The 19,957-nt window shown below is 70.3% G+C and carries 22 protein-coding genes; 3 read left to right on the forward strand and 19 right to left on the reverse strand.

Translation table 11 applies throughout. From position 1 onward, the window contains the following. Positions 1–7: 7 nt before the first annotated feature. Positions 8–880 (reverse strand): diaminopimelate epimerase, encoded by an 873-nt coding sequence (dapF, locus tag J8G10_RS10940; RefSeq protein ID WP_251444458.1) that lies wholly within the window; start codon positions 878–880, stop codon positions 8–10. A 136-nt stretch (positions 881–1,016) separates the two neighbouring features. Here dapF and J8G10_RS10945 point away from each other — a divergent pair, with 136 nt between their 5' ends. Together J8G10_RS10945 and J8G10_RS10950 are read left to right on the forward strand one after the other, a co-directional pair. Beyond that, complete coding sequence (locus J8G10_RS10945; protein ID WP_251444459.1) at positions 1,017–1,637, forward strand: ClpP family protease; 621 nt, start codon at positions 1,017–1,019, stop codon at positions 1,635–1,637. A gap of 1 nt (position 1,638) precedes the next feature. Beyond that, entirely contained in the window at positions 1,639–2,280 is a 642-nt protein-coding gene (locus J8G10_RS10950; protein WP_251444460.1) for a ClpP family protease, read from the forward strand. Here the strand turns inward: J8G10_RS10950 and J8G10_RS10955 are convergent. From J8G10_RS10955 to J8G10_RS11020, 14 genes are all read right to left on the reverse strand, one after another. Continuing rightward, positions 2,262–2,633 (reverse strand): helix-turn-helix domain-containing protein, encoded by a 372-nt coding sequence (locus tag J8G10_RS10955; protein WP_251444461.1) that lies wholly within the window; start codon positions 2,631–2,633, stop codon positions 2,262–2,264. The two genes, J8G10_RS10950 and J8G10_RS10955, sit on opposite strands and share 19 nt — an antisense overlap. A 77-nt stretch (positions 2,634–2,710) precedes the next feature. Beyond that, positions 2,711–3,160, reverse strand: coding sequence for a GNAT family acetyltransferase (locus J8G10_RS10960; RefSeq protein WP_251444462.1), 450 nt, complete (start codon positions 3,158–3,160; stop codon positions 2,711–2,713). Continuing rightward, complete coding sequence (gene miaA / locus J8G10_RS10965) at positions 3,153–4,097, reverse strand: tRNA (adenosine(37)-N6)-dimethylallyltransferase MiaA (RefSeq protein ID WP_251444463.1); 945 nt, start codon at positions 4,095–4,097, stop codon at positions 3,153–3,155. Before miaA ends, J8G10_RS10960 begins: the two co-directional genes overlap by 8 nt. Positions 4,098–4,129: 32 nt before the next feature. Continuing rightward, complete coding sequence (gene miaB / locus J8G10_RS10970; RefSeq protein ID WP_251444465.1) at positions 4,130–5,680, reverse strand: tRNA (N6-isopentenyl adenosine(37)-C2)-methylthiotransferase MiaB; 1,551 nt, start codon at positions 5,678–5,680, stop codon at positions 4,130–4,132. 89 nt (positions 5,681–5,769) lie between these two features. Further along, positions 5,770–6,600, reverse strand: a complete 831-nt coding sequence (locus J8G10_RS10975) for a regulatory protein RecX (RefSeq protein ID WP_251444467.1) — start codon at positions 6,598–6,600, stop codon at positions 5,770–5,772. Between the two features lie 60 nt (positions 6,601–6,660). Then, positions 6,661–7,710 (reverse strand): recombinase RecA, encoded by a 1,050-nt coding sequence (gene recA, locus J8G10_RS10980; RefSeq protein ID WP_251444469.1) that lies wholly within the window; start codon positions 7,708–7,710, stop codon positions 6,661–6,663. Positions 7,711–7,979: 269 nt separating this feature from the next. Then, on the reverse strand, positions 7,980–8,204 hold the full coding sequence (locus tag J8G10_RS10985; RefSeq protein ID WP_251444471.1) for a DUF3046 domain-containing protein: 225 nt from the start codon (positions 8,202–8,204) through the stop codon (positions 7,980–7,982). Positions 8,205–8,208: 4 nt separating this feature from the next. Beyond that, positions 8,209–8,517: a helix-turn-helix domain-containing protein gene (locus tag J8G10_RS10990; protein ID WP_251444473.1), complete on the reverse strand. Its 309-nt coding sequence runs from the start codon at positions 8,515–8,517 to the stop codon at positions 8,209–8,211. 141 nt (positions 8,518–8,658) lie between these two features. Further along, the gene (locus tag J8G10_RS10995; protein ID WP_251444475.1) at positions 8,659–9,195 is read right to left on the reverse strand and encodes a CinA family protein; all 537 of its coding nucleotides are present in this window, start codon (positions 9,193–9,195) and stop codon (positions 8,659–8,661) included. Then, positions 9,195–9,782 carry a CDP-diacylglycerol--glycerol-3-phosphate 3-phosphatidyltransferase gene (gene pgsA, locus J8G10_RS11000; RefSeq protein ID WP_251444477.1) on the reverse strand — a complete coding sequence of 196 codons (588 nt, stop codon included), beginning with the start codon at positions 9,780–9,782 and terminating at the stop codon, positions 9,195–9,197. The genes J8G10_RS10995 and pgsA overlap by 1 nt, the downstream gene beginning before the upstream one ends. Continuing rightward, entirely contained in the window at positions 9,782–12,583 is a 2,802-nt protein-coding gene (locus J8G10_RS11005; RefSeq protein ID WP_251444479.1) for a DNA translocase FtsK, read from the reverse strand. Before J8G10_RS11005 ends, pgsA begins: the two co-directional genes overlap by 1 nt. A 117-nt stretch (positions 12,584–12,700) precedes the next feature. Next, on the reverse strand, positions 12,701–14,377 hold the full coding sequence (locus tag J8G10_RS11010) for a ribonuclease J (protein WP_251444481.1): 1,677 nt from the start codon (positions 14,375–14,377) through the stop codon (positions 12,701–12,703). Positions 14,378–14,506: 129 nt separating this feature from the next. Then, complete coding sequence (gene dapA, locus J8G10_RS11015) at positions 14,507–15,484, reverse strand: 4-hydroxy-tetrahydrodipicolinate synthase (RefSeq protein ID WP_045273778.1); 978 nt, start codon at positions 15,482–15,484, stop codon at positions 14,507–14,509. 28 nt (positions 15,485–15,512) lie between these two features. Further along, complete coding sequence (locus tag J8G10_RS11020; RefSeq protein WP_251444483.1) at positions 15,513–15,932, reverse strand: EF-Tu/IF-2/RF-3 family GTPase; 420 nt, start codon at positions 15,930–15,932, stop codon at positions 15,513–15,515. 61 nt (positions 15,933–15,993) lie between these two features. On the opposite strand from J8G10_RS11020, the gene J8G10_RS11025 reads away from it, so the two are divergent. After that, complete coding sequence (locus J8G10_RS11025) at positions 15,994–16,533, forward strand: NUDIX hydrolase (RefSeq protein WP_251444485.1); 540 nt, start codon at positions 15,994–15,996, stop codon at positions 16,531–16,533. A 163-nt stretch (positions 16,534–16,696) separates the two neighbouring features. Here J8G10_RS11025 and J8G10_RS11030 read toward each other — a convergent pair whose 3' ends face one another. From J8G10_RS11030 to J8G10_RS11045, 4 genes are all read right to left on the reverse strand, one after another. Next, the gene (locus J8G10_RS11030) at positions 16,697–17,614 is read right to left on the reverse strand and encodes an endonuclease domain-containing protein (RefSeq protein WP_251444487.1); all 918 of its coding nucleotides are present in this window, start codon (positions 17,612–17,614) and stop codon (positions 16,697–16,699) included. A gap of 250 nt (positions 17,615–17,864) precedes the next feature. Further along, positions 17,865–18,626, reverse strand: coding sequence for an SDR family oxidoreductase (locus tag J8G10_RS11035; RefSeq protein ID WP_251444489.1), 762 nt, complete (start codon positions 18,624–18,626; stop codon positions 17,865–17,867). 30 nt (positions 18,627–18,656) lie between these two features. Beyond that, entirely contained in the window at positions 18,657–19,142 is a 486-nt protein-coding gene (locus J8G10_RS11040; RefSeq protein WP_308220693.1) for a dihydrofolate reductase, read from the reverse strand. After that, positions 19,139–19,948, reverse strand: a complete 810-nt coding sequence (locus J8G10_RS11045) for a thymidylate synthase (RefSeq protein ID WP_251444491.1) — start codon at positions 19,946–19,948, stop codon at positions 19,139–19,141. Before J8G10_RS11045 ends, J8G10_RS11040 begins: the two co-directional genes overlap by 4 nt. Positions 19,949–19,957: the final 9 nt, after the last annotated feature.

Below are 19,957 nucleotides of genomic sequence, written 5' to 3' on the forward strand. Positions count from 1 at the left end.
GACCCGATCAGGCGAGTTCGATCTCCCCCGAGAACGCGAGCTGCGCAGGCCCGGACAGGAGCACGTGCTCGCCGTCTGCGCCCGGAGCCATGGTCACTCGGAGCGTTCCTCCGGGAACCTCGACCAGCCACTCGTCCGGGGCTCCCGCTCCGGCCCAGTGGCGCACGGCGAGCGCGGTCGCGGCGACGCCGGTGCCGCAGCTCAGGGTCTCCCCCACGCCCCGCTCGAACACCCGCATGCGCACCCGCCCGGCTCCGTCCTGCACCAGGGGCTCCGCCGGCACGACGAACTCGACGTTCGCACCGTGCTCGGGCATCGGCGCGAGCTCGGGTCCGTGGGTCAGTTCGAGGCCGTCGAGCTCCTCATCGGACGCGATCGCGACGACGACGTGCGGGTTGCCGACGTCGATGCCGAGGCCGGGACGCGGCACGCTCAGGCCGACGGCCCGGGCCAGGGGGTCATGCCCCGAGAGCCGCCAGGCGCCGATGTCCACGCGATACCCCTCGGCACTGCGGGTGACCTCGCGCACGCCGGCTCGTGTGCCGATCGCGAGGGTGCCGCCCTCCTCGAGCTCGGCGAGGCCGGTGCGCAGCAGGTAGTGGGCGAACACGCGGACGCCGTTGCCGCACATCTCGGCGATGGATCCATCGGCGTTGCGGTAGTCCATGAACCACTCGGCGGCCGGGTTCTCACTGAGGGCGCGGGCCCCCTCCGGAAGGGCCGCGGAGCGCACGACGCGCAGCAGCCCGTCGGCGCCGATCCCGAAGTGCCGGTCGCAGAGCGCGGCGACCTGCTCGGCCCGGAACTCGAGGGCGCCGTCGGGGTCGGCGATGATGACGAAGTCGTTGCCCGTGCCGTGCCCCTTGGTGAATGCGACCATGCGTCGATTCTAAGGCGGCGCGCACCGGCGCCCGTCCGCTCCCGCCCCTTGCGCGGAGCGCCCTCTCTGCTTCGGGCGGATCCGCTCGAGGCAGATCCGGTGGCGGCGCCCGCCCCAGGCGGGCGAGGCTTCCTGCATGACCGATGACATGCCCCGCAACCTCTTCGACGCCGACACGCGTCGGATGCTGTTCGCCCGACGGGTGCTCGTGCTCGACGGCGTGCTGGACGACGACAACGGCGTGCTGCTCATGACGCAGCTGCTCGCCCTCGCCGCCGAGGACCCGGATGCCGACATCACGCTGTGGATCCATTCCCCGGGCGGATCCGTCCCTGCGATGCTCGCGATCCGCGACCTGATGCGCACGGTGCCCTGCGACGTCGCCACCGTCGCCTTCGGGCTCGCCTGCAGTGCCGGCCAGTTCCTGCTCTCGGCCGGGACGAAGGGCAAGCGCCGCGCTCTCCCGCACAGCCGGATCCTGCTGCATCAGGGTTCGGCGGGGATCGGCGGCACCGCCGTCGACGTCGAGCTGCAGGCCGCCGATCTCCGGCACACCCGAGACACCGTGCTCGGCCTCATCGCCCAGGACACCGGACAGCCGCTGGACCGCGTCTTCGAGGACTCCCTGCACGACCGCTGGTACAGCGCCGAGGAGGCGCTCGCCTACGGCTTCATCGACGAGATCGCCACCGGATTCGCAGCGGTGCTGCCGCCGATCACCCGCCGCAGCGTCGGCCTGACCGCACAAGGAGCCTGAGATGGCATCGTTCCTCGTCCCGAACGTGATCGCCACGTCGCCGCGCGGAGACCGCGTACTCGACGTCTACTCGCACCTGCTCGCCGAGCGGGTCATCTATCTCGGCACTCCGCTCGACGCCGACGTCGCGAACGTGCTCGTGGCCCAGCTGCTGCACCTCGACTCGACCGGGAGCGACCGCGACATCCAGCTCTACATCAACTGCGAGGGCGGCGATCCGAGCGCGATGCTCGCCGTGTACGACACCATGCGGTTCATCCGCTCGGATGTCGCGACGTTCTGCGTCGGACAGGCGGTGGCGGTCGGCGCGGTCCTGCTCGCCGCAGGAGCGGCCGGCAAACGCGCGGCTCTCCCGCACGCCCGAGTCATCCTGCATCAGCCGGCCGCCCAGGGGCGCGGCACCATCCCCGACCTCATCCTGCAGGCCGACGAGGTCGTCCGCGTGCGCGACAGCCTGGAGCAGATCCTCGTGGCGCACACCGGGCAGAGTCCGGAGCGCCTGCGTGCGGATACGGACCGGGATCTGGTGCTGACGGCGCCGGGAGCCCGCGCCTACGGTCTCGTGGACCAGGTGGTGGAGCAGGCCCCGCCCCCGCGGAGCGCGCTGCCCGGAGATGATCCGGGTCAGGCCGCCAGCGCGTAGCAGGCGCGCGCCGGCTGGGCGGTCGCGCGCACCGGCGCGGCCGTCTCCGGGGAGATCCGCTCGGCGACTCCGAGCGTGAGATCGAGCAGCGTCAGTTCGAGCGCTCCGGACACGGCGGCGAGCATCTCGCTCGATGCCTCCTTGCGACCGCGCTCCATCTCCGACAGGTACTGCGGGGAGACACCGGCGCGCTGGGCGGTTTCGGCGAGGGTCTCGCCCCGGTCCGCCCTCGCATCGCGCAGCAGCTCGCCCACCACCGTGCGCCAGAGCCGCTCCGGCTCGGGACCGCGCTGCGGAGGCCCCTCGTGCTTGGGCGTACGGTCGATGCGGGGGGACTCCGGCAGGGCGGTCATGGCGCCATGCTAGGCACGCGGCCTGCGGCGTCGCGAGCGGATCCGCTCTGAGCAGAATCCGCCGAACGGCCGCCCGCTCAGACGTCGTGGATGAGGCGCTTACCGGTGTTGCCGACATCGAAGCGCTCATAGCCCAGCGCGTCGTAGAAGCCGAGCACCTGCTCGTTCCCCGGGCGGACCATGAGCTGGACCTTGGGGCACCCCATCCCGAGGAGGAGCCGTTCGGCTTCGACGACGAGAGCCCGGCCGATACCCGCGCCGCGACGGTCGGACGCACTCGCGAGGTAGTAGAGCCATCCTCGATGCCCGTCGTACCCCGCCATCACCGAACCGACGATCCGCGGCGCACCGCCGTGGTGCTCCCCCTCCTCCGCGACCAGGAAGAGCTCCGGCTGCACCGCGAGCTTTCGCTCGATGTCGGCGCGGGGATCGTTCCACGGCCGGGTGAGCCCGGCGTCCTCCCAGAGCGCGACGACCGCGTCCGTGTCGGGTCGTCCGAAGGCCCTGATCTCGAAGCTCTCACTCATCCGTGCTCTCCTCCACGATCGCGTCCGCATCGATCCCGCCGAGCGCATCGAGCCACTCGGCCTCCGCGTACCGGCGGAACCACGAGACCTGACGTCGCGCATACCGCCGGGTGAGCGCCTGGGTCTCGGCGATCGCCTGCTCCTGCGTGAGCTTCCCCTCGAGCTGCGCCAGGGCCTGTGCATAGCCGATCGCCCGGCGTGCCGTCGTGCCGTTCTCGAGGCCCGCCTCACGCAGGCGCTCGACCTCGGCGAGCATGCCCTGCTCCCACATCCGCTCCACCCGGCGATCCAGCCGCGGCACCAGGGCGGCGCGTTCCACGCCCAGTGCCAGCACCCGGGATCCGGGAAGCCACAGCGCGGGCTGCTCGGGAAGCGCCGCACCGTGCGTGCGCTCCCCCTGGGCGAGAACTTCGAGAGCGCGCACGATGCGCCGGCCGTTGTGCGGGTCGATCCGGGCGGCCGTCTGCGGATCCTGCGCGTGCAGACGCGCCAGCAGCGGCCCCGTCCCGTGCTCCTCCAGCTCCGCCTCGAGACGGGCGCGGAGTCCCGCGTCGCGCGGCGGGAAACGGAAGTCGTAGATCACGCTGGAAACGTAGAGACCGGATCCGCCGACGAGGATCGCCTCCGCACCCCGCGCGTGGATCTGCCGGATCGCCTCGCGTGCCCGAGGCTGGTACCACGCCACCGCCGCCTCGGCGGTGACGTCGAGCACGTCGAACAGGTGATGCGGAATGCCGCGCCGCTCGTCGACGGGGAGCTTGGCCGTGCCGACGTCCATGCCGCGGTACAGCTGCATCGCATCGGCGTTGACGATCTCGGCGCGACGACCGCGCGCGGCGAGGGCCTCGGCGAGGTCGAGCGAGAGGTCGCTCTTGCCCGTTCCGGTCGCCCCGACGACGGCCCAGAGCCGCGGTGCATGCCGACGGACGTCGTCCACCGGTTCCGACCGCGGCCCGGCTGCCGGCGCGGTCACACGCCGGCGCGGAGCGTCGGCAGGCCCAGCGACACCGCGCGGGGCTTCCCGTCTGCCGCGGGAGCCGCCGGCACCGCGCACGACTCCGACTGCGCACGGTCCCAGGCATCGCCCCCGCGAGTGCGCCGGATCCGCAGCGGGGCGCCGTCCGGCGCGTCCGCGAGCAGGTGGAAGGGGGCGGCGTGCGTGACGGTGACGGTGACGACATCGCCCGGGCGGGGGCGGTCCGATCCCTCCGGGAGCTCGAAGTGCACGAGCCGGTTGTCCTGGGCGCGCCCCGTGAGGCGGTGCGTCTCCGCGTCCTTCTTGCCCTCGCCGACGGAGACGAGCACCTCGACCTCGCGGCCGAGCTGCTTCTGGTTCTCCTCGAGCGAGATGCGCTCCTGGAGGGCGATCAGGCGGTCGTAGCGCGCCTGCACGATCTCCTTGGGGATCTGGTCCTCCATCGTCGCGGCAGGCGTTCCCTCGCGGATCGAGTACTGGAAGGTGAACGCGCTCGCGAAGCGCGCCTGTTCCACCACGCGCATCGTTTCCTCGAAGTCCTCCTCGGTCTCGCCGGGGAAGCCGACGATGATGTCGGTCGAGATCGCCGCGTTCGGGATCTTCGCGCGCACGCGATCGAGGATCCCGAGGAAGCGGTCGCTGCGGTAGGAGCGACGCATCGCGCGCAGGATCCGGTCGCTGCCGGACTGCAGCGGCATGTGCAGCTGCGGCATCACGTTCGGCGTCTCGGCCATGGCGTCGATGACGTCGTCGGTGAAGGCCGCCGGGTGCGGGCTGGTGAACCGGATCCGCTCCAGTCCGTCGATCTCGCCCGCCGCACGGAGCAGCTTGCCGAAAGCCTGCCGGTCGCCGAACTCGACACCGTAGGAGTTCACGTTCTGTCCGAGCAGCGTGACCTCGATCGCGCCGTCCTCGACGAGCAGACGGATCTCGTTCAGGATGTCGCCCGGGCGGCGGTCCTTCTCCTTGCCGCGCAGGCTCGGCACGATGCAGAAGGTGCAGGTGTTGTTGCAGCCGACGGAGATCGAGACCCACCCGCTGTGCGCCGAATCACGCCGGGTCGGCAGCGTGGAGGGGAACACCTCGAGGGACTCGAGGATCTCCAGCTCCGCCTCGCCGTTGTGACGGGCCCGCTCGAGCAGTCCCGGCAGCGAGCCCATGTTGTGGGTGCCGAAGACCACATCGACCCACGGCGCCTTGTCGAGCACCGCCTGCTTGTCCATCTGGGCGAGGCAGCCGCCGACGGCGATCTGCATGCCGTCGTGCTTGTCCTTGCGGCTCTTGAGGTGCCCCAGCGTGCCGTACAACTTGCCCGCGGCGTTGTCGCGCACCGCGCACGTGTTGATGATGACGATGTCGGCCTCGTCGTCCGCGCCGGCACGCACGTAGCCCGCGCTCTCCAGCGAGCCGGACAGCCGCTCGGAGTCGTGCACGTTCATCTGGCAGCCGAAGGTGCGCACCTCGTAAGTGCGCGCGCGCCCGGCCTCATCGAGCGCCGCATCGGAGGGCGCGATGATCGTGGGCTCTGAGAGGGGAATGGTCATAGTGCCTGCCATTCTACTTTCGCCAGGCGGGAATCGGACCCGCGCCTCGTCCGAGCCGAAGCCGCTCCGGCCCGCCGGACGCCACGGCCTCACGTCTCCTCGAAACGCACCCTGCCCACACCGCCACCGCGCTGGGTCTCTCGCCACGCCGTGCGCGCCGCCGTCAGAGCGATGCTCCCGCCATACCCCCGACGGGACAGCTGCCCCACGAGCCGGCGCACCGCCGTGTCCTCGTCGTATCGGCGCAGGCTGGAGACCTTCGTCCGGGCGTAGTCGAGTGCCCGCTCGGCATCGTCGTCGTCCAAGACGGCCAGAGCTTCGTCGCCGATCTCTCGCGGAATCCCTCGCTGGTTCAGAGTTCGCGCGATCGCGACACGTCCCTGCCCCTTCCGCTGCGACCCCGAGGTCACGAGGAGCTCGGCGAGCGACGCATCGTCGAGATAGCCCCGCCGCTCGAAGTCGGCGACGATGTCGTCCCGGAGGTCGGCCGGCACGCCCTGCTCGCGGAGCACCTCCCGCGCCTCCCGGCTCGAAAGCTGCTTGGAACGGAGCTTGCGCACGAGGACCTCGCTCGCATCGACCACCGGATCCTCCGACGCGTCTTCTGATCCGGTGCTGTGCCCGCCGATCGCACGCAGACCGCGGCGCGCCGACGATGCCGGCGCTTCCGACGACGCGGCAGGGGTCTCAGCAGAGGCGAGCGCCACGGCGGCCGGGTGGCGTGGACCGGGTCCGCGCCGTACCGCTGCGGACTCATCAGCCCAGGTCGAGCGCCATTCGTCCGCCGTGGGACGGCCCGCGGGGCGCCCATCCGCGGCTCTGCCGTCAGCCGGCGCTCCCCCGCTCCTCGCACCGAAGAGCGGGATGACGGGGGCGAGGCGCTCGTCCTCGGACGGCGCCCCGCCCCTCTCATCGCTCACGGCTCACTCCGGTTGCCGAGCTCCGTCGAAGCACGGTCGCTGAGCCCCGTCGACGCATGATCAGGCCGGACGACGCTGAGCCAGCTCGTCGGCGGCCGCGGCGGGAGCCGACGCGCCGCCGATGCCGAGCTTCTGCTTGATCTGCGTCTCGATCGTCTCGGCGATGTCGGGGTTCTTCAGCAGGAAGTTGCGGGCGTTCTCCTTGCCCTGGCCGAGCTGGTCGCCGTCGTAGGTGTACCAGGCGCCCGACTTCTTCACGATGCCGTGATCGACGCCGAAGTCGATGAGGCTTCCCTCGCGAGAGATGCCCACACCGTAGAGGATGTCGAACTCGGCCTGCTTGAACGGCGGAGCCATCTTGTTCTTCACGACCTTGACGCGCGTACGGTTTCCGACCGCCTCCGCGCCGTCCTTGAGCGTCTCGATGCGGCGGATGTCGAGGCGCACCGAGGCGTAGAACTTGAGCGCCTTGCCTCCCGCGGTGGTCTCCGGCGAGCCGAAGAACACGCCGATCTTCTCGCGCAGCTGGTTGATGAAGATCATCGTGGTGTTGGTCTGGTTCAGCCCACCGGTGAGCTTGCGCAGCGCCTGCGACATCAGTCGCGCCTGAAGGCCCACGTGCGAGTCGCCCATCTCGCCCTCGATCTCCGCACGCGGCACCAGGGCCGCCACCGAGTCGATGACGATGAGGTCGATGGCTCCCGAGCGCACGAGCATGTCGGCGATCTCGAGCGCCTGCTCGCCGGTGTCGGGCTGGGAGACGAGCAGCGCGTCGATGTCGACGCCGAGCTTCTTGGCGTACTCGGGGTCGAGGGCGTGCTCCGCGTCCACGAACGCGGCGATGCCGCCGGCGCGCTGCGCGTTGGCGATCGCGTGCAGCGTGAGCGTCGTCTTACCCGAGGACTCCGGACCGTAGATCTCCACGATCCGGCCCCGCGGCAGTCCACCGACACCGAGCGCGACGTCGAGCGCGATGGAGCCGGTGGGGATCACGGCGACAGGAGCGCGCTCGTCGCTGCCCAGCCGCATGACCGAGCCCTTTCCGAACTGCTTGTCGATCTGGGCGAGTGCGGTCTCGAGGGACTTCTCGCGGTCTGCGGGAGAGGGCATGTCGTGCTCCTTCGTGCTCGTGAACTGCCGCCTGTAGGCTGTCGCGGCCGCCCCGGCTGGGGCGAGCTCTCCGACAAGGCGTATGACCTCGTGGTCATGTCGAACACGTTAGGAGGGGCCACCGACATCGAGCCGAAGGTCCCGGGAATCGTGCAGATGCCGATCACGAGATCATCTGTGCAGGACGATACGCCCACCTCGAACATGTCTTCGACGACACGCCGACGGAACAGCGAAACCGATCGAACACCGGACGAACCGGCGGTCGATCAACGACGCTTCGGCTCGAGCCGGCCCACGCCGTGCCGTCGAGAGTCGGGAACATCGGTCTCGGCGCACAGCGCCAGCCACACCTCGCGCGGGGGCACACCCGCTTCCATGGCCTGCACGGCGGTCCGTCCGCCGACGGCCGTCAGCACCAGATCAGCCACGAGCGCAGCACCACGCGTCCCGAACTCCGCGTCGACCGCGCGGAGGAACTCGCTTCTCCGCATCCGGTCAGCGCAGCGAGAGCTCGGACTCGACCGAGGCCACCAGGTCGTCCGGGACCACGTCCGGGATGACCTGCAGCCCCTCGAGCACGGCGATGCGATCACCGACCTCGCGCATGATCGTCGAGATGGGGACGTCGAGCGCTTCGGCGACCGAAGCGAGGATCTCGCTGGAGGCCTCCTTCTGCCCGCGCTCGACCTCGCTGAGGTACCCGAGCGCGACGGATGCCTTTCCTGCGACCTGGCGGAGGGTGCGGCCCTTCTGCAGACGGAAGTCCCGCAGCACGTCGCCGATCTCCTGTCGTACGAGAATCATCGGGACCTCCTCTCCCCCATCGCCCCGGCGGAACCGCCGGATCGGATGGTCAGTCTAACCCGACCTGACATGTTCGACACTACTGTTTCGTCCTGTGCATTGAATGTGAGCACACTCGACTCAACTTCATCCAGAAGCACTCTATTCCCGCTGCGGGACGCCGGGCGCGCCCTGGCCGGATCCGTCGTCCGTCACCGTCTCGAGAAGCAGTTCGAGCGCCGCCTCCACGGTCGCCGCCCGGATCGCGGCGCGGTCGCCCGCGAACAGGAACCGACGGCTCAGCACGCGCTCCCCCACGCTCACGCCGATGTGCACGGTGCCAACGGGCTGCCCGCCCTGCGCCGTGGGTCCGGCGACTCCCGTGGTGGCGAGACCGGCGTCCGCCGGCCGCCCGTCGACAGCGAGGGCCGCACGCGCCCCGATCGCCATCTGCCGGGCCACGTCCGGATCGACGGGCCCGCGGGCTTCGAGCAGCTCCGGATCGACGCCGAGCAGCGAGGACTTGACCGGCGTGGCGTAGGCGACCACCGCACCGTTGAGCACGTCGGACGCGCCGGGGACGGCGACGATCGCGGCGCACAGCGCCCCACCGGTGAGCGATTCCGCGACCGCCAGGGTCATGCCCCGCTCCCGCAGCGCGTCCAGCACGACCGCGGCCCGGGGCGCGACGCCGTCCATCAGACGCCGGTCTCGCGATCAGTCCGAGAACCGCGCACCTGAGCGACGACGTAGTCGATGCCGCTGAGGATCGTCAGGATCAGCGCGGCGACCATGAGCACCGTCGTCATGATCGTCCACGCCGGAAGACCGATCCACGCCTGCAGCGGCAGCAGCGCCCAGGACAGGGCGATCCCCTGCACGGTCGTCTTGATCTTGCCCATCCAGGCCGCCGCGACGACATGCTCCTTGACGATCGTGAAGCGGTGGATCGTGATCCCCCACTCCCGGATGAGGATGATCAGCACCAGCCACCACCACACCTCGCCGAGGATGGCGAGGCCGATGAACCCGGCTCCGGTGAGCAGCTTGTCGGCGATCGGATCCCAGAGCTTGCCGAAGTCGCTGACCAGGTCGTACTTGCGGGCGAGATAGCCGTCGACCCAGTCGGTCGAGATCGCGAGGATGAACAGCCCGGCGGCCACCCAGCGCAACACCGGCTGGCTCGCCCCGTACGTGCCGCCGAGCAGGAGCAGCACGAAGAAGACGACGGCGAGCGGGATCCGGGCGACCGTGATCGCGTTCGGCAGCTGACGCGGGATCGCCATCAGTCGCGCCCCGTCAGGCCCCAGGCGTCCTCATCAGACTCCGCCTCGACCTCCGGGAGACCGCGGTACTGCGCCTCCAGCGGATCCTCGCCGTAGCGGTCGAAGCCGGGCCCCGACGACGCGGGGACCGGGTCCGCCGGACGCGGGGGCAGCGCCGCTGCGGGCGCGGCAGCAGGGACGGGAGCGGCCGGCGCGGGTGCGGCGGGTGCGTCGTCTCCCCGCAGCCGCGCCAGCACACCGGGCAGCTGCTCGGGGGTCACCAGCACGTCACGGGCCTTGGATCCCTCGGACGGGCCGACGATCTCCCGCGACTCGAGGAGGTCCATGAGGCGCCCCGCCTTGGCGAACCCGACCCGCAGCTTCCGCTGGAGCATCGAGGTGGACCCGAACTGCGACGACACGATGAGCTCGGCAGCGGCGAGCAGGAGCTCGAGGTCGTCGCCGATGTCCTCGTCGACCTCCTTCTTCTTGCCCTCGACCGCCTCGGCCACGTCCGGACGGTACTCCGGGCGTGCCTGGCCGGTGACGTGCTTGACGACCGCGTCGATCTCGCTCTCATCGACCCAAGCGCCCTGCAGGCGGAAGGGCTTGGAGGATCCCATCGGGGAGAAGAGCGCGTCGCCCTGTCCGATCAGCTTGTCGGCTCCCGGGCTGTCCAGGATGACGCGGCTGTCGGTGACGCTCGTCACCGCGAACGCGAGACGGGACGGCACGTTGGCCTTGATCAGGCCCGTGACGACGTCGACGCTGGGTCGCTGGGTCGCGAGCACCAGGTGGATGCCGCTCGCCCGGGCGAGCTGGGTGATGCGCACGATCGAGTCCTCGACGTCGCGCGGGGCGACCATCATGAGGTCGGCGAGCTCGTCGACCACCACGAGGAGGTACGGGTAGGGCTTGAGCACCCGCTCGCTGCCCGGCGGGACCTCGACCTCGCCGGCGCGCACCGCGCGGTTGAAGTCGTCGATGTGGCGGAACCCGAACGACGCAAGGTCGTCGTACCGCATGTCCATCTCCTTCACGACCCACTGCAGCGCCTCGGCGGCCTTCTTCGGGTTCGTGATGATGGGCGTGATGAGGTGCGGGACGCCCGCATAGCTCGTGAGCTCGACGCGCTTCGGGTCGATGAGCACCATGCGCACGTCGGCCGGCCGCGCCCGCATGAGCAGGCTGGTGATCATCGAGTTCACGAAGCTCGACTTTCCGGATCCGGTGGATCCGGCCACGAGCAGGTGGGGCATCTTGGCGAGGTTCGCGACGACGAAGTTGCCGCCGACGTCCTTGCCGACGCCGATCGTCAGGGGGTGCGTGCTCTTCTGGGCGGCCGCGGAGCGCAGCACGTCACCGAGGGCCACGGTCTCGCGGTCGGCGTTGGGGATCTCGATGCCGATCGCGCTCTTGCCCGGGATGGGCGAGAGGATGCGGACATCGTTGGACGCGACGGCATAGGCGAAGTTGTTGCTCAGCTGCAGGATCTTCTCGACCTTGACGCCGTGCCCGACCTCGACCTCGTACTGCGTCACCGTCGGACCGCGCGAGAAGCCGGTGACCTTCGCATCGACGTTGAACTGCGTGAGCACGTTGGTGATCTGCTCGACGACGCGGTCGTTCGCCTCGGAGCGGGCCACCGACGGCGGACCCGCCTTGAGCGCCCCCGGCGACGGGAGGATGTACGGCGCCAGCGGGGCCTGCAGACCGTGATCCCCGGGTCCATCTGTGCCGAAGCCGTCGAAGCCCGCCAGCTCGAGTTCACCGGTGTCCCCGTCGTCGAGCAGGGCCGTGCTCTGCTGCTCCGCGAGGGAGTCGGCGACAGCGCGCACGTCGGTGAGCACCTCGGTCGCGGCGTCGTACGGGTCGTCGTCTTTGATGACCGCCTGGTCATAGGCCGTCGCCTGGGCGACGGTGGGGGTGTCGTCCTGAGCCGTGAGCAGCTCGGTGAGATCCTGCGACCCGGCTCCGCCGTCCGGATCCTCTTCACGCCCCGTCTTGTTCCGCCGCCACCAGGGCAGCACGTCGGGGTCGTCGACCTTCTCCGCCTCGTCGACGACGGCGTCCTCGGCCGGTGCCGCCTTCGGCGCGCGCTCCGCGTCGAACATCCAGGCGTACAGGTCGCCGAGCCGCTGTCCGATCCGGTTCGGCGGGGTCTTGGTGAGGATCAGCACACTGAGCGCGGCCAGCAGCGACAGCACGATGTAGGCGGGGATCGTCGTCAGGTAGCTGAGCGGCTGCCCCAGGAGCCAGCCGAACAATCCCCCGGCGGCGCTCAGCGAGACCATGCCCTGGCGCGGCTGCGGCATGCCGCCGGCGATGTGGCAGAAGCCCGCGAGGGCCACGACGAACAGGCCGAAGCCGATCCCGATCCGTCCGTTGTCGTGCACGGACGACGGGTGGCGGAACAGCCAGCCGGCGAGCAGGAGAAGCAGTACGGGCATGATGAAGGCGGCGCGCCCGATCAGCGCCCCCACCGAGTAGGCGCTGATGTTGGACGCGACGGCGCTGCCGATGAAGAACCACTCGTTGACGGCTCCGGCGACGGCGAGGAGCACGAGCAGGAACGGGAACCCGTCCCGGCGCTGGTCCTTCTCCAGGGTCTCCAGCCCGAAGGCGCGGAACAGACCCCCGACGCCGTGCGCGAGCCCGGTCCAGGCGCGCACCGCCACCGGCGGCTTGTCCGGCTCGTCGACGTACTTCCTCGGGGCGGGCGCCGCCTTGGCCTGGGCACGCGGCTTCGCCCCGGACGTGGAGCGACTGCGCGTCGAGGGCTTGTCGGCCGCGCTCTTGGTCGCAGAGGAACTCCTGGGCATGCTTCCACGCTAGGCCCGCGGACCGGCATCGGCCCGCAATGACGCGGCATTCCGCGGGATTGCGGGCCTACGGCCGCACCAGAGCCGCACAGACCCTGCGTGAGGGCCGGCGCTCGATCAGGCCTCGATGACGAGCGGCACGATCATGGGCCGGCGACGCAGCTTCTGGTTCACCCAGCGCCCGATCGTGCGCCGCACGATCTGCGACAGCGCGTGGTTGTCCCGCACGCCGTTGCCCGCCGCCTCCTTGAGGGCCGCGACGATCTTCGGGGCGACGTCGTCGAAGACCGAGTCGTCCTCCGCCACACCCCGGGCGTGGATCTCCGGACCCGAGATGATCCGCCCGGTCGTGGAGTCGACCACGACGATGACGGACACGAAGCCCTCCTCGCCGAGGATCCGCCGGTCCTTCAGATCCGCGTCGGTGATCTCGCCGACGGTGGAGCCGTCCACGTACACGAAGCCGATGTCGAGCTGTCCGGCGACGCGCGCGACGCCGTCCTTGAGGTCGATCACGGTTCCGTTGGATCCGACGATGGTGCGCTCGGCGTCGATGCCGGTGTCCTGCGCGAGCTTGGCGTTCGCGATCAGATGACGGTACTCGCCGTGCACGGGGAGCACGTTCTTCGGCTTCAGGATGTTGTAGCAGTAGATCAGCTCGCCGGCTGCGGCGTGGCCCGAGACGTGCACGCGGGCGTTGGCCTTGTGCACGACGTTCGCGCCGAGCTTGGTCAGGCCGTCGATGACGCGGTAGACGGCGTTCTCGTTGCCGGGGATGAGGCTCGAGGCGAGGATCACCGTGTCGCCGGGGCCCGGCTCGATCGCGTGATCGAGGTTGGCCATGCGGCTGAGCACCGCCATCGGCTCGCCCTGCGACCCCGTCGACATGTAGACGATCTGATCGTCGGGCAGGTCGCGCGCCTTCTTGTAGTCGATGAGCACGCCGTCGGGCACCTTGAGGTAGCCGAGCTGCTCCGCGATCGTCATGTTGCGCACCATCGAGCGCCCGAGGAAGGCCACCCGGCGGCCGTGCGCGTGCGCGGCGTCGATGACCTGCTGCACGCGGTGCACGTGGCTGGAGAAGCTCGCGACGATCACGCGGCGCGGAGCCTTGCCGATCACCTGGTCCAGCACCGGACCGATCGAGCGCTCCGTGGGCGTGAAGCCCGGCACGTCGGCGTTCGTGGAGTCGACGAGGAACAGATCCACGCCCTCCTCGCCCAGACGCGCGAAAGCCCGCAGATCCGTGATGCGGCCGTCCAGCGGCAGCTGGTCCATCTTGAAGTCGCCGGTGGCGAGCACCATTCCTGCCGGCGTGCGGATCGCGACGGCGAGCGCGTCGGGGATGGAGTGGTTGACCGCCACGAACTCGAGGTCGAACGGCCCGACCTGCTCGCGCTGGCCCTCCTTCACCGTGAGGGTGAAGGGCTTGATGCGGTGCTCCTTGAGCTTCGCCTCGACGAGGGCGAGGGTGAGCCCGGACCCGATCAGGGGGATGTCGGCCTTGAGACGCAGCAGGTAGGGGACGGCGCCGATGTGGTCCTCGTGACCGTGGGTGAGCACGACCCCGACGATGTCGTCCAGGCGGTCCTTGATCGGCTCGAAGTCGGGCAGGATCAGGTCGACGCCCGGCTGGTGCTCCTCGGGGAAGAGCACGCCGCAGTCGACCACGAGGATCTTGCCGTCGTACTCGAAGATCGTCATGTTGCGGCCGACCTCCCCGAGTCCGCCCAGGGGCGTGACGCGGAGCGTGCCGGGTGCGAGCGTCTCGGGCTCGGCGAGGGGAATGGTCATGTGGTGCCTCCTAGGCGGGGCGCGCGGCGCGCCCGATGTTCGTGGTCCCCCCGCCGAATAGGAGCGGATCCGAGTGCGCGTTCCGCGCGGATCCGTCCTGTCCGGGCCCGATGCCCGTCGGCCACGCCCTCATCGGGTCGTGCCGTGCACCTTGGGGAGGGCGCCGCCGGCGGCGGCATTGCGGTCGGGGCGGAAGTCGGAGAAGTCCGCGCCCGGGATGTCCTTGACGAGCGCGAGCTCGTCCTCGATGAGAGCGGCCTCCCACTCCTCCGGCCCCACGAGGGGCAGGCGGACGCGGGGGCTCGTGATGCGGCCGAGGCCGTGCAGGATGTACTTCGCCGACACCGTGCCGGGCACGTGCGTCATCGCGGCGCGCACGAGCGGCTCCAGGCGCTTGTGCTCGGCGGTGGCCGCGGCGAGATCGCCCCGGTTCACCGCGTCGACGATCGCGCGGTACGGCGCCGAGGTGATGTTCGCCGTCACGCCGATGAGGCCGGTCGCGCCGATCGACAGGTGCGGGAGCACGTTCGAGTCGTCGCCGGAGAAGTACATGAGGTCGGTCTGGTTGAGCACCCGGCTGACCTCGGAGAAGTCGCCCTTGGCGTCCTTCACGGCGAGGATGTTGGGGTGCTTGGCGAGGCGCAGGATCGTCTCGTACTTGATCGGCACACCCGTGCGCCCGGGGATGTCGTAGAGGATCACCGGCAGATCGGTCGCGTCCGCGACGAGGCGGAAGTGGGTCAGGATGCCGGCCTGGGTGGGCTTGTTGTAGTACGGCGTGACGATCATGATGCCGTCCGCGCCGGCCTTCTCGCTGGCCTTGTAGAGCTCGATCGCGTGCGCGGTCTCGTTGGACCCACCGCCCGTGATGATCTTCGCGCGCCCGGCGGCGACGTCCTTGCCGACCTCCACCAGGCGCAGCTTCTCCGCGTCGGTGAGGGTCGAGGTCTCCCCCGTGGTGCCGGTGACGACGATGCCGTCCGCACCGTCCGAGATGACGCGGTCGATGTGCTTCTCGACGGAAGGCCAGTCGACCTCGCCGTCGGCCGTCATCGGGGTGATGAGGGCGACGAGCACCTGTCCGAAGGGATTGCCCGTGTGCGTCATGCCTCCAGCGTATCTGCTCGGGGCGGCCTCACGCTGTCGGCGTCACCCGGATGACGTCTCCACGGGCGAGGTCGACGCTCGGCTTGAGGAGCAGTCCGGCGGCGACGCCCACCGGCGCCTCATCGGCCTTCTTCCGGAACATCTCGATCCCGGTGATGGTGCTGACGCCCGACTGCGCGGATCCGCGGAGGACCACCACCCGGTCGCCCGTGCGCATCGCGCCCGTCGTGGTCCTGCCTGTGGCGACCTGCCCGCGCCCCGTGATCGTGAAGACGTCCTCCACGACGAACTCGGAGCCCCCGCCGGTCGAGACCGTGCCCGCAACCGAGGCGATTCCCGCGCTCGGAGCGATCCCGGCCGCGGCGAGGCGCTCGGCCTCCTGCGCGTTGTACCGCCGGAGCATCTCGTTCGCGTCCAGCGGATCCTTCTTCTTCCCGAACCAGCCCATGCTCCGAGCCTAGGCGCGCTCGCGGTCCTGGACGCCCGGGCACGGCGGCTAGGCTCCCGCCATGGCCTGGCACACGCGGGAATCGCGCATCGTCTACGACAATCGCTGGATCTCCGTCCGCGAGGATCAGGTCTCGGGACCCGCGGGCGACGGGATCTACGGGGTCGTCGCGCTGAAGAATCCGGCCGTCTTCGTCGTCGCCCTCGACACGGAGGACCGGGTGTGCCTGGTCACGATCGACCGCTACACGACCGGACGCTCGATCGAAGTGCCCGCCGGGGGCACCGACGGCGAGGATCCGCTCGTCGCCGCACGCCGCGAACTGCTCGAGGAGACCGGACTCGAAGCGGACGAGTGGACGCCGATCGGCACGATGAACGCCCTCAACGGGGTGACCGTGGCGCCGGAGCACGTCTTCCTCGCCCGGGGCCTGCGCCAGGCCGAGGACAGCACGCTCACGCAGGCCGAAGAGGGCATCGACGAACTGGCGTGGGTGCCGTTCGCCGAGGCGCTCGCGATGGTGGCCGATGGACGCATCCGCGACGGCGAGACGATCGCCGCCCTCGCGTACGCGGGGATCCGTCTCGGCCGCTTCACCTGAGCCGAGTGCAGGCCGCCACGCCGATGCGGGCCGCTGTGCAGGCGGCACGGGTGCCGCTGCCGCGGACGCCGATGTGCAGGGCGGGTAGGGCGTTCTGCAGGGACGCCGCGTCGCGCTCCGCTGACGCCCCGCGGAATCTCGCCCGGGAGATCCACCGATCTGCTCAACGACCCTGCGCAACGACGGAGGCTCCCTGCACAACGGCCCCGAGCGCGGCGAGCCGCCCCTCGATGGCCGCGAGAACGGTCGGCCAGTCATGCACGATCATCGCGTAGTCGAACCGCAGGGTCTCATACCCCTGAGCGGCAGCCCTGGCGTCGCGCATCAGGTCCTTGTGCCGGTGTGACGCGCCATCGTGGTTGAGACGCCCGTCGACTTCGAGGATGATACGGCCGCCGAGCACGAAGTCGACACGACCGACACCGTCGATCTGCACCTGGGCCGCCAGGGTGATTCCGCAGCGTCGCAGGCGCAGCTTCAGCAGAGATTCCAATCCGCTCTCCGAACGGTCGTCAGCGAGGTCGAGGAGCTCGTGGAAGCGCGTCGGAAGACTCTCGCGCAGGCGTTGCACGCCGGCCAAGCCGATCAGGCCGAGATGCAGCGACGACTCGACAGCGACGAAGAACGCCTCGGGCGAGGCGCAGCACGCGAACTGCATCAGTGCGAGGAGCACATCCACGAAGCCGAACCCAACGCCGCGCTCCCCCGTCTCGTGATGCGTCCGGCACCGGCAAGCGGCATGTCGGTGCTGTCGACCGGATGGACCGATCCAGACGTGGGGTCGAGAGGACGGCGCCGCACTCCCCTCCTCGGCATCGTCCAGGATCCACACTCCCCGCTGCCGGAGCGCCCCCGCACAGCCGACTTCACCTCCGTGCCTGGCCGCAGTCAGCACGTCCGCATCGACGTGCGCGAGTGCGTAGACGCCCTTGCGCACGAGGATGACCCCGCCGTCGGCGATCGCCCGGGCGATCGCCGCCCGGCGGATCCCGTGGCTCTCGAGCTGTGCGCGGCGCGCCACGCCGCCGTACCCGGCCAGAACTCGTTCGATCGACACCCGCTCGATGTTGCCCGCCTGCACAGGCGCGCCGGTTGCCGATCACGCGATCGGTGGACAACTCGTCCGAAGGCCGAGCTGTGGAGGACGAATGGAGGGACGGCGAGCAAGCCGTTGTGCAGGGAGGGTAGGTCAATGTGCAGGGTCTGGGGCCGCCCACCGTCGCCCTTTCCGCAGAAAGACGCGGCGTTGGTGGGCGGTTCGGGCTTACGGCCCTGCAGAACACGGAAGCTCCCTGCAGAACGGCCCGGATCCGCGCGAGAGGTTCGGCGGACTACATGCGGCCGCGGCGGGCGATGCGCGTCGTGAGCGAACGCGGGACCAGTCGCGAACCGAGGATGACCGCCTTGTAGCGCAGCGACGGGATCACGACGGATCTGCCCTGCGCGGCGGCGCGCAGTCCCTGGCGGACGACGAAGGGGGCATCCAGCCAGAGGAACCGCGGCACCCCTTCCTGTCCGGCGCCGAGGCCCATCCGGGAGTGGAAGGTCGTGTGCACGAACCCGGGGCAGAGCGCGGTGACCGTGACGCCGTCGCGCGCGTACTCGCCGTTCGCCCAGCGACTGAATCCGATGAGCCACGCCTTGCACGCGGAGTACGTCGACCGCGAGATGAATCCGGCCACCGAGGCGACGTTGATGATCCGTCCGCCGCGGCCACGCATGACCCCCAGGGCCGCGTGCATGAGCCGCATCGGCGCCTCGACGTGGACGCGCAGGTGCCGCACCTCGTCCGCGATGTCGTTGTCGGCGAAGTGCAGCGGCAGCCCGAACCCTGCGTTGTTCACGAGCAGGTCGATCGGGCGTGCCGCGTCGGCGATCCGCTGCGCCACGCGATCGACGTCCGACTCCTCGGCGAGGTCGGCGAGGAACACCTCGACGGCGACGCCATGGCTCGCGCGCAGCTCGGCGGCGAGCGCCTGCAGCGCGTCATCCGACCGGGCGACCAGCACGAGGTCCGCACCGCGGTCGGCGAGCTGACGGGCGAACTCGGCACCGAGTCCTGCGCTGGCGCCGGTGATGAGGGCGACGGGCATACGGGTCCTCCTGTCGGAACGGGGATGCGGTCAGCGCTGGTAGCCGAGGAAACGGAAGCGGATCCCGGTCCGGCTGGTCTGCCACTCCCCCTCCGAGACGAGGCGGAACCCCTCGCGCGACGGAGCGAAGGCGTCGCCGGGCACATCGAGGTCGAGCTCGGTCACCTCGAGACGGTCGGCATGGCCGATCACCTCGCGGAAGATCTCGCCGCCCCCGATCACCCAGGCCTCGTCGAGACCGGCGAGGCCGTCGGCGACCGATCCTGCGGTGCGCGCGCCGTCGGAGCGCCATCCCGTCTGCCGCGTGATGACGACGTTCTCGCGTCCCGGTAGCGGACGGAACCGCTCGGGAAGGGACTCCCAGGTGCGCCGACCCATGACCACGGGGGCTCCGAGGGTGACCTCCTTGAAGTGGGCGAGGTCCTCCGGCACGTGCCAGGGCATGGTGCCGCCGGCGCCGATCACGCCGTCCTCCGCCTCCGCCCAGATCAGCCCGATGCGCGTTCCGGCGATCACACCGCCACCGCCGCCCGGATCGCCGGGTGGTGCCGGTAGTCCTCGACGGAGAAGTCCTCGTACGCGTAGTCGAAGATCGAGTCCGGCTTCCGGGTGATCCGCAGCGTCGGGTACGGGTAGGGGTCCCGGGTGAGCTGCTCGCGCACCTGCTCGAGGTGGTTGTCGTAGATGTGGCAGTCGCCGCCGGTCCACACGAAGTCGCCCGGCTCGAGGCCGGTCTGCTGCGCCACCATGAGGGTGAGCAGCGCGTAGGAGGCGATGTTGAACGGCACGCCGAGGAAGAGATCGGCGCTGCGCTGGTAGAGCTGGCAGGACAGCTTGCCGTCGGCCACGTAGAACTGGAACAGGGCGTGGCAGGGGGCGAGCGCCATGTCGGGGATGTCCGCCGGGTTCCAGGCCGAGACGATGATGCGGCGCGAATCCGGCGAGTTCCGGATCTGGTCGATCACCTGCTGCAGCTGGTCGATGTGCCCGCCGTCGGGCGTCGGCCAGGAACGCCACTGCACTCCGTACACCGGTCCGAGGTCGCCGTCGGCGTCGGCCCACTCGTCCCAGATGGTGACGCCGTGCTCCTGCAGCCAGCGCACGTTCGAGTCGCCGCGCAGGAACCAGAGCAGCTCGTACGCGATCGACTTGAAGTGCACGCGCTTGGTGGTGATCAGCGGGAAGCCCTGTGAGAGATCGAAGCGGATCTGGCGCCCGAACACGCTGGTCGTTCCCGTGCCGGTGCGATCGTCCTTGTGCGTGCCCGTGGCCAGCACGTCGCGGAGCAGGTCTTCGTACGGCGTGGGGGTCGTGGCGCTCATGGCTTTCAG

Origin of the sequence: Microbacterium sp. USTB-Y (assembly GCF_023703415.1) — a bacterium.
Taxonomy (GTDB): Bacteria; Actinomycetota; Actinomycetes; order Actinomycetales; family Microbacteriaceae; genus Microbacterium.

Excerpts from the sequence above, each read along its gene's own strand:
- dapF (WP_251444458.1), bottom strand. The coding sequence starts at position 880 with ATGGTCGCATTCACCAAGGGGCACGGCACGGGCAACGACTTCGTCATC.
- J8G10_RS10945 (WP_251444459.1), top strand. The coding sequence starts at position 1,017 with ATGACCGATGACATGCCCCGCAACCTCTTCGACGCCGACACGCGTCGG.
- J8G10_RS10950 (WP_251444460.1), top strand. The coding sequence starts at position 1,639 with ATGGCATCGTTCCTCGTCCCGAACGTGATCGCCACGTCGCCGCGCGGA.
- J8G10_RS10955 (WP_251444461.1), bottom strand. The coding sequence starts at position 2,633 with ATGACCGCCCTGCCGGAGTCCCCCCGCATCGACCGTACGCCCAAGCAC.
- J8G10_RS10960 (WP_251444462.1), bottom strand. The coding sequence starts at position 3,160 with ATGAGTGAGAGCTTCGAGATCAGGGCCTTCGGACGACCCGACACGGAC.
- miaB (WP_251444465.1), bottom strand. The coding sequence starts at position 5,680 with ATGACCATTCCCCTCTCAGAGCCCACGATCATCGCGCCCTCCGATGCG.
- recA (WP_251444469.1), bottom strand. The coding sequence starts at position 7,710 with ATGCCCTCTCCCGCAGACCGCGAGAAGTCCCTCGAGACCGCACTCGCC.
- J8G10_RS10985 (WP_251444471.1), bottom strand. The coding sequence starts at position 8,204 with ATGCGGAGAAGCGAGTTCCTCCGCGCGGTCGACGCGGAGTTCGGGACG.
- J8G10_RS10990 (WP_251444473.1), bottom strand. The coding sequence starts at position 8,517 with ATGATTCTCGTACGACAGGAGATCGGCGACGTGCTGCGGGACTTCCGT.
- J8G10_RS10995 (WP_251444475.1), bottom strand. The coding sequence starts at position 9,195 with ATGGACGGCGTCGCGCCCCGGGCCGCGGTCGTGCTGGACGCGCTGCGG.
- pgsA (WP_251444477.1), bottom strand. The coding sequence starts at position 9,782 with ATGGCGATCCCGCGTCAGCTGCCGAACGCGATCACGGTCGCCCGGATC.
- J8G10_RS11005 (WP_251444479.1), bottom strand. The coding sequence starts at position 12,583 with ATGCCCAGGAGTTCCTCTGCGACCAAGAGCGCGGCCGACAAGCCCTCG.
- J8G10_RS11010 (WP_251444481.1), bottom strand. The coding sequence starts at position 14,377 with ATGACCATTCCCCTCGCCGAGCCCGAGACGCTCGCACCCGGCACGCTC.
- dapA (WP_045273778.1), bottom strand. The coding sequence starts at position 15,484 with ATGACGCACACGGGCAATCCCTTCGGACAGGTGCTCGTCGCCCTCATC.
- J8G10_RS11020 (WP_251444483.1), bottom strand. The coding sequence starts at position 15,932 with ATGGGCTGGTTCGGGAAGAAGAAGGATCCGCTGGACGCGAACGAGATG.
- J8G10_RS11025 (WP_251444485.1), top strand. The coding sequence starts at position 15,994 with ATGGCCTGGCACACGCGGGAATCGCGCATCGTCTACGACAATCGCTGG.
- J8G10_RS11035 (WP_251444489.1), bottom strand. The coding sequence starts at position 18,626 with ATGCCCGTCGCCCTCATCACCGGCGCCAGCGCAGGACTCGGTGCCGAG.
- J8G10_RS11045 (WP_251444491.1), bottom strand. The coding sequence starts at position 19,948 with ATGAGCGCCACGACCCCCACGCCGTACGAAGACCTGCTCCGCGACGTG.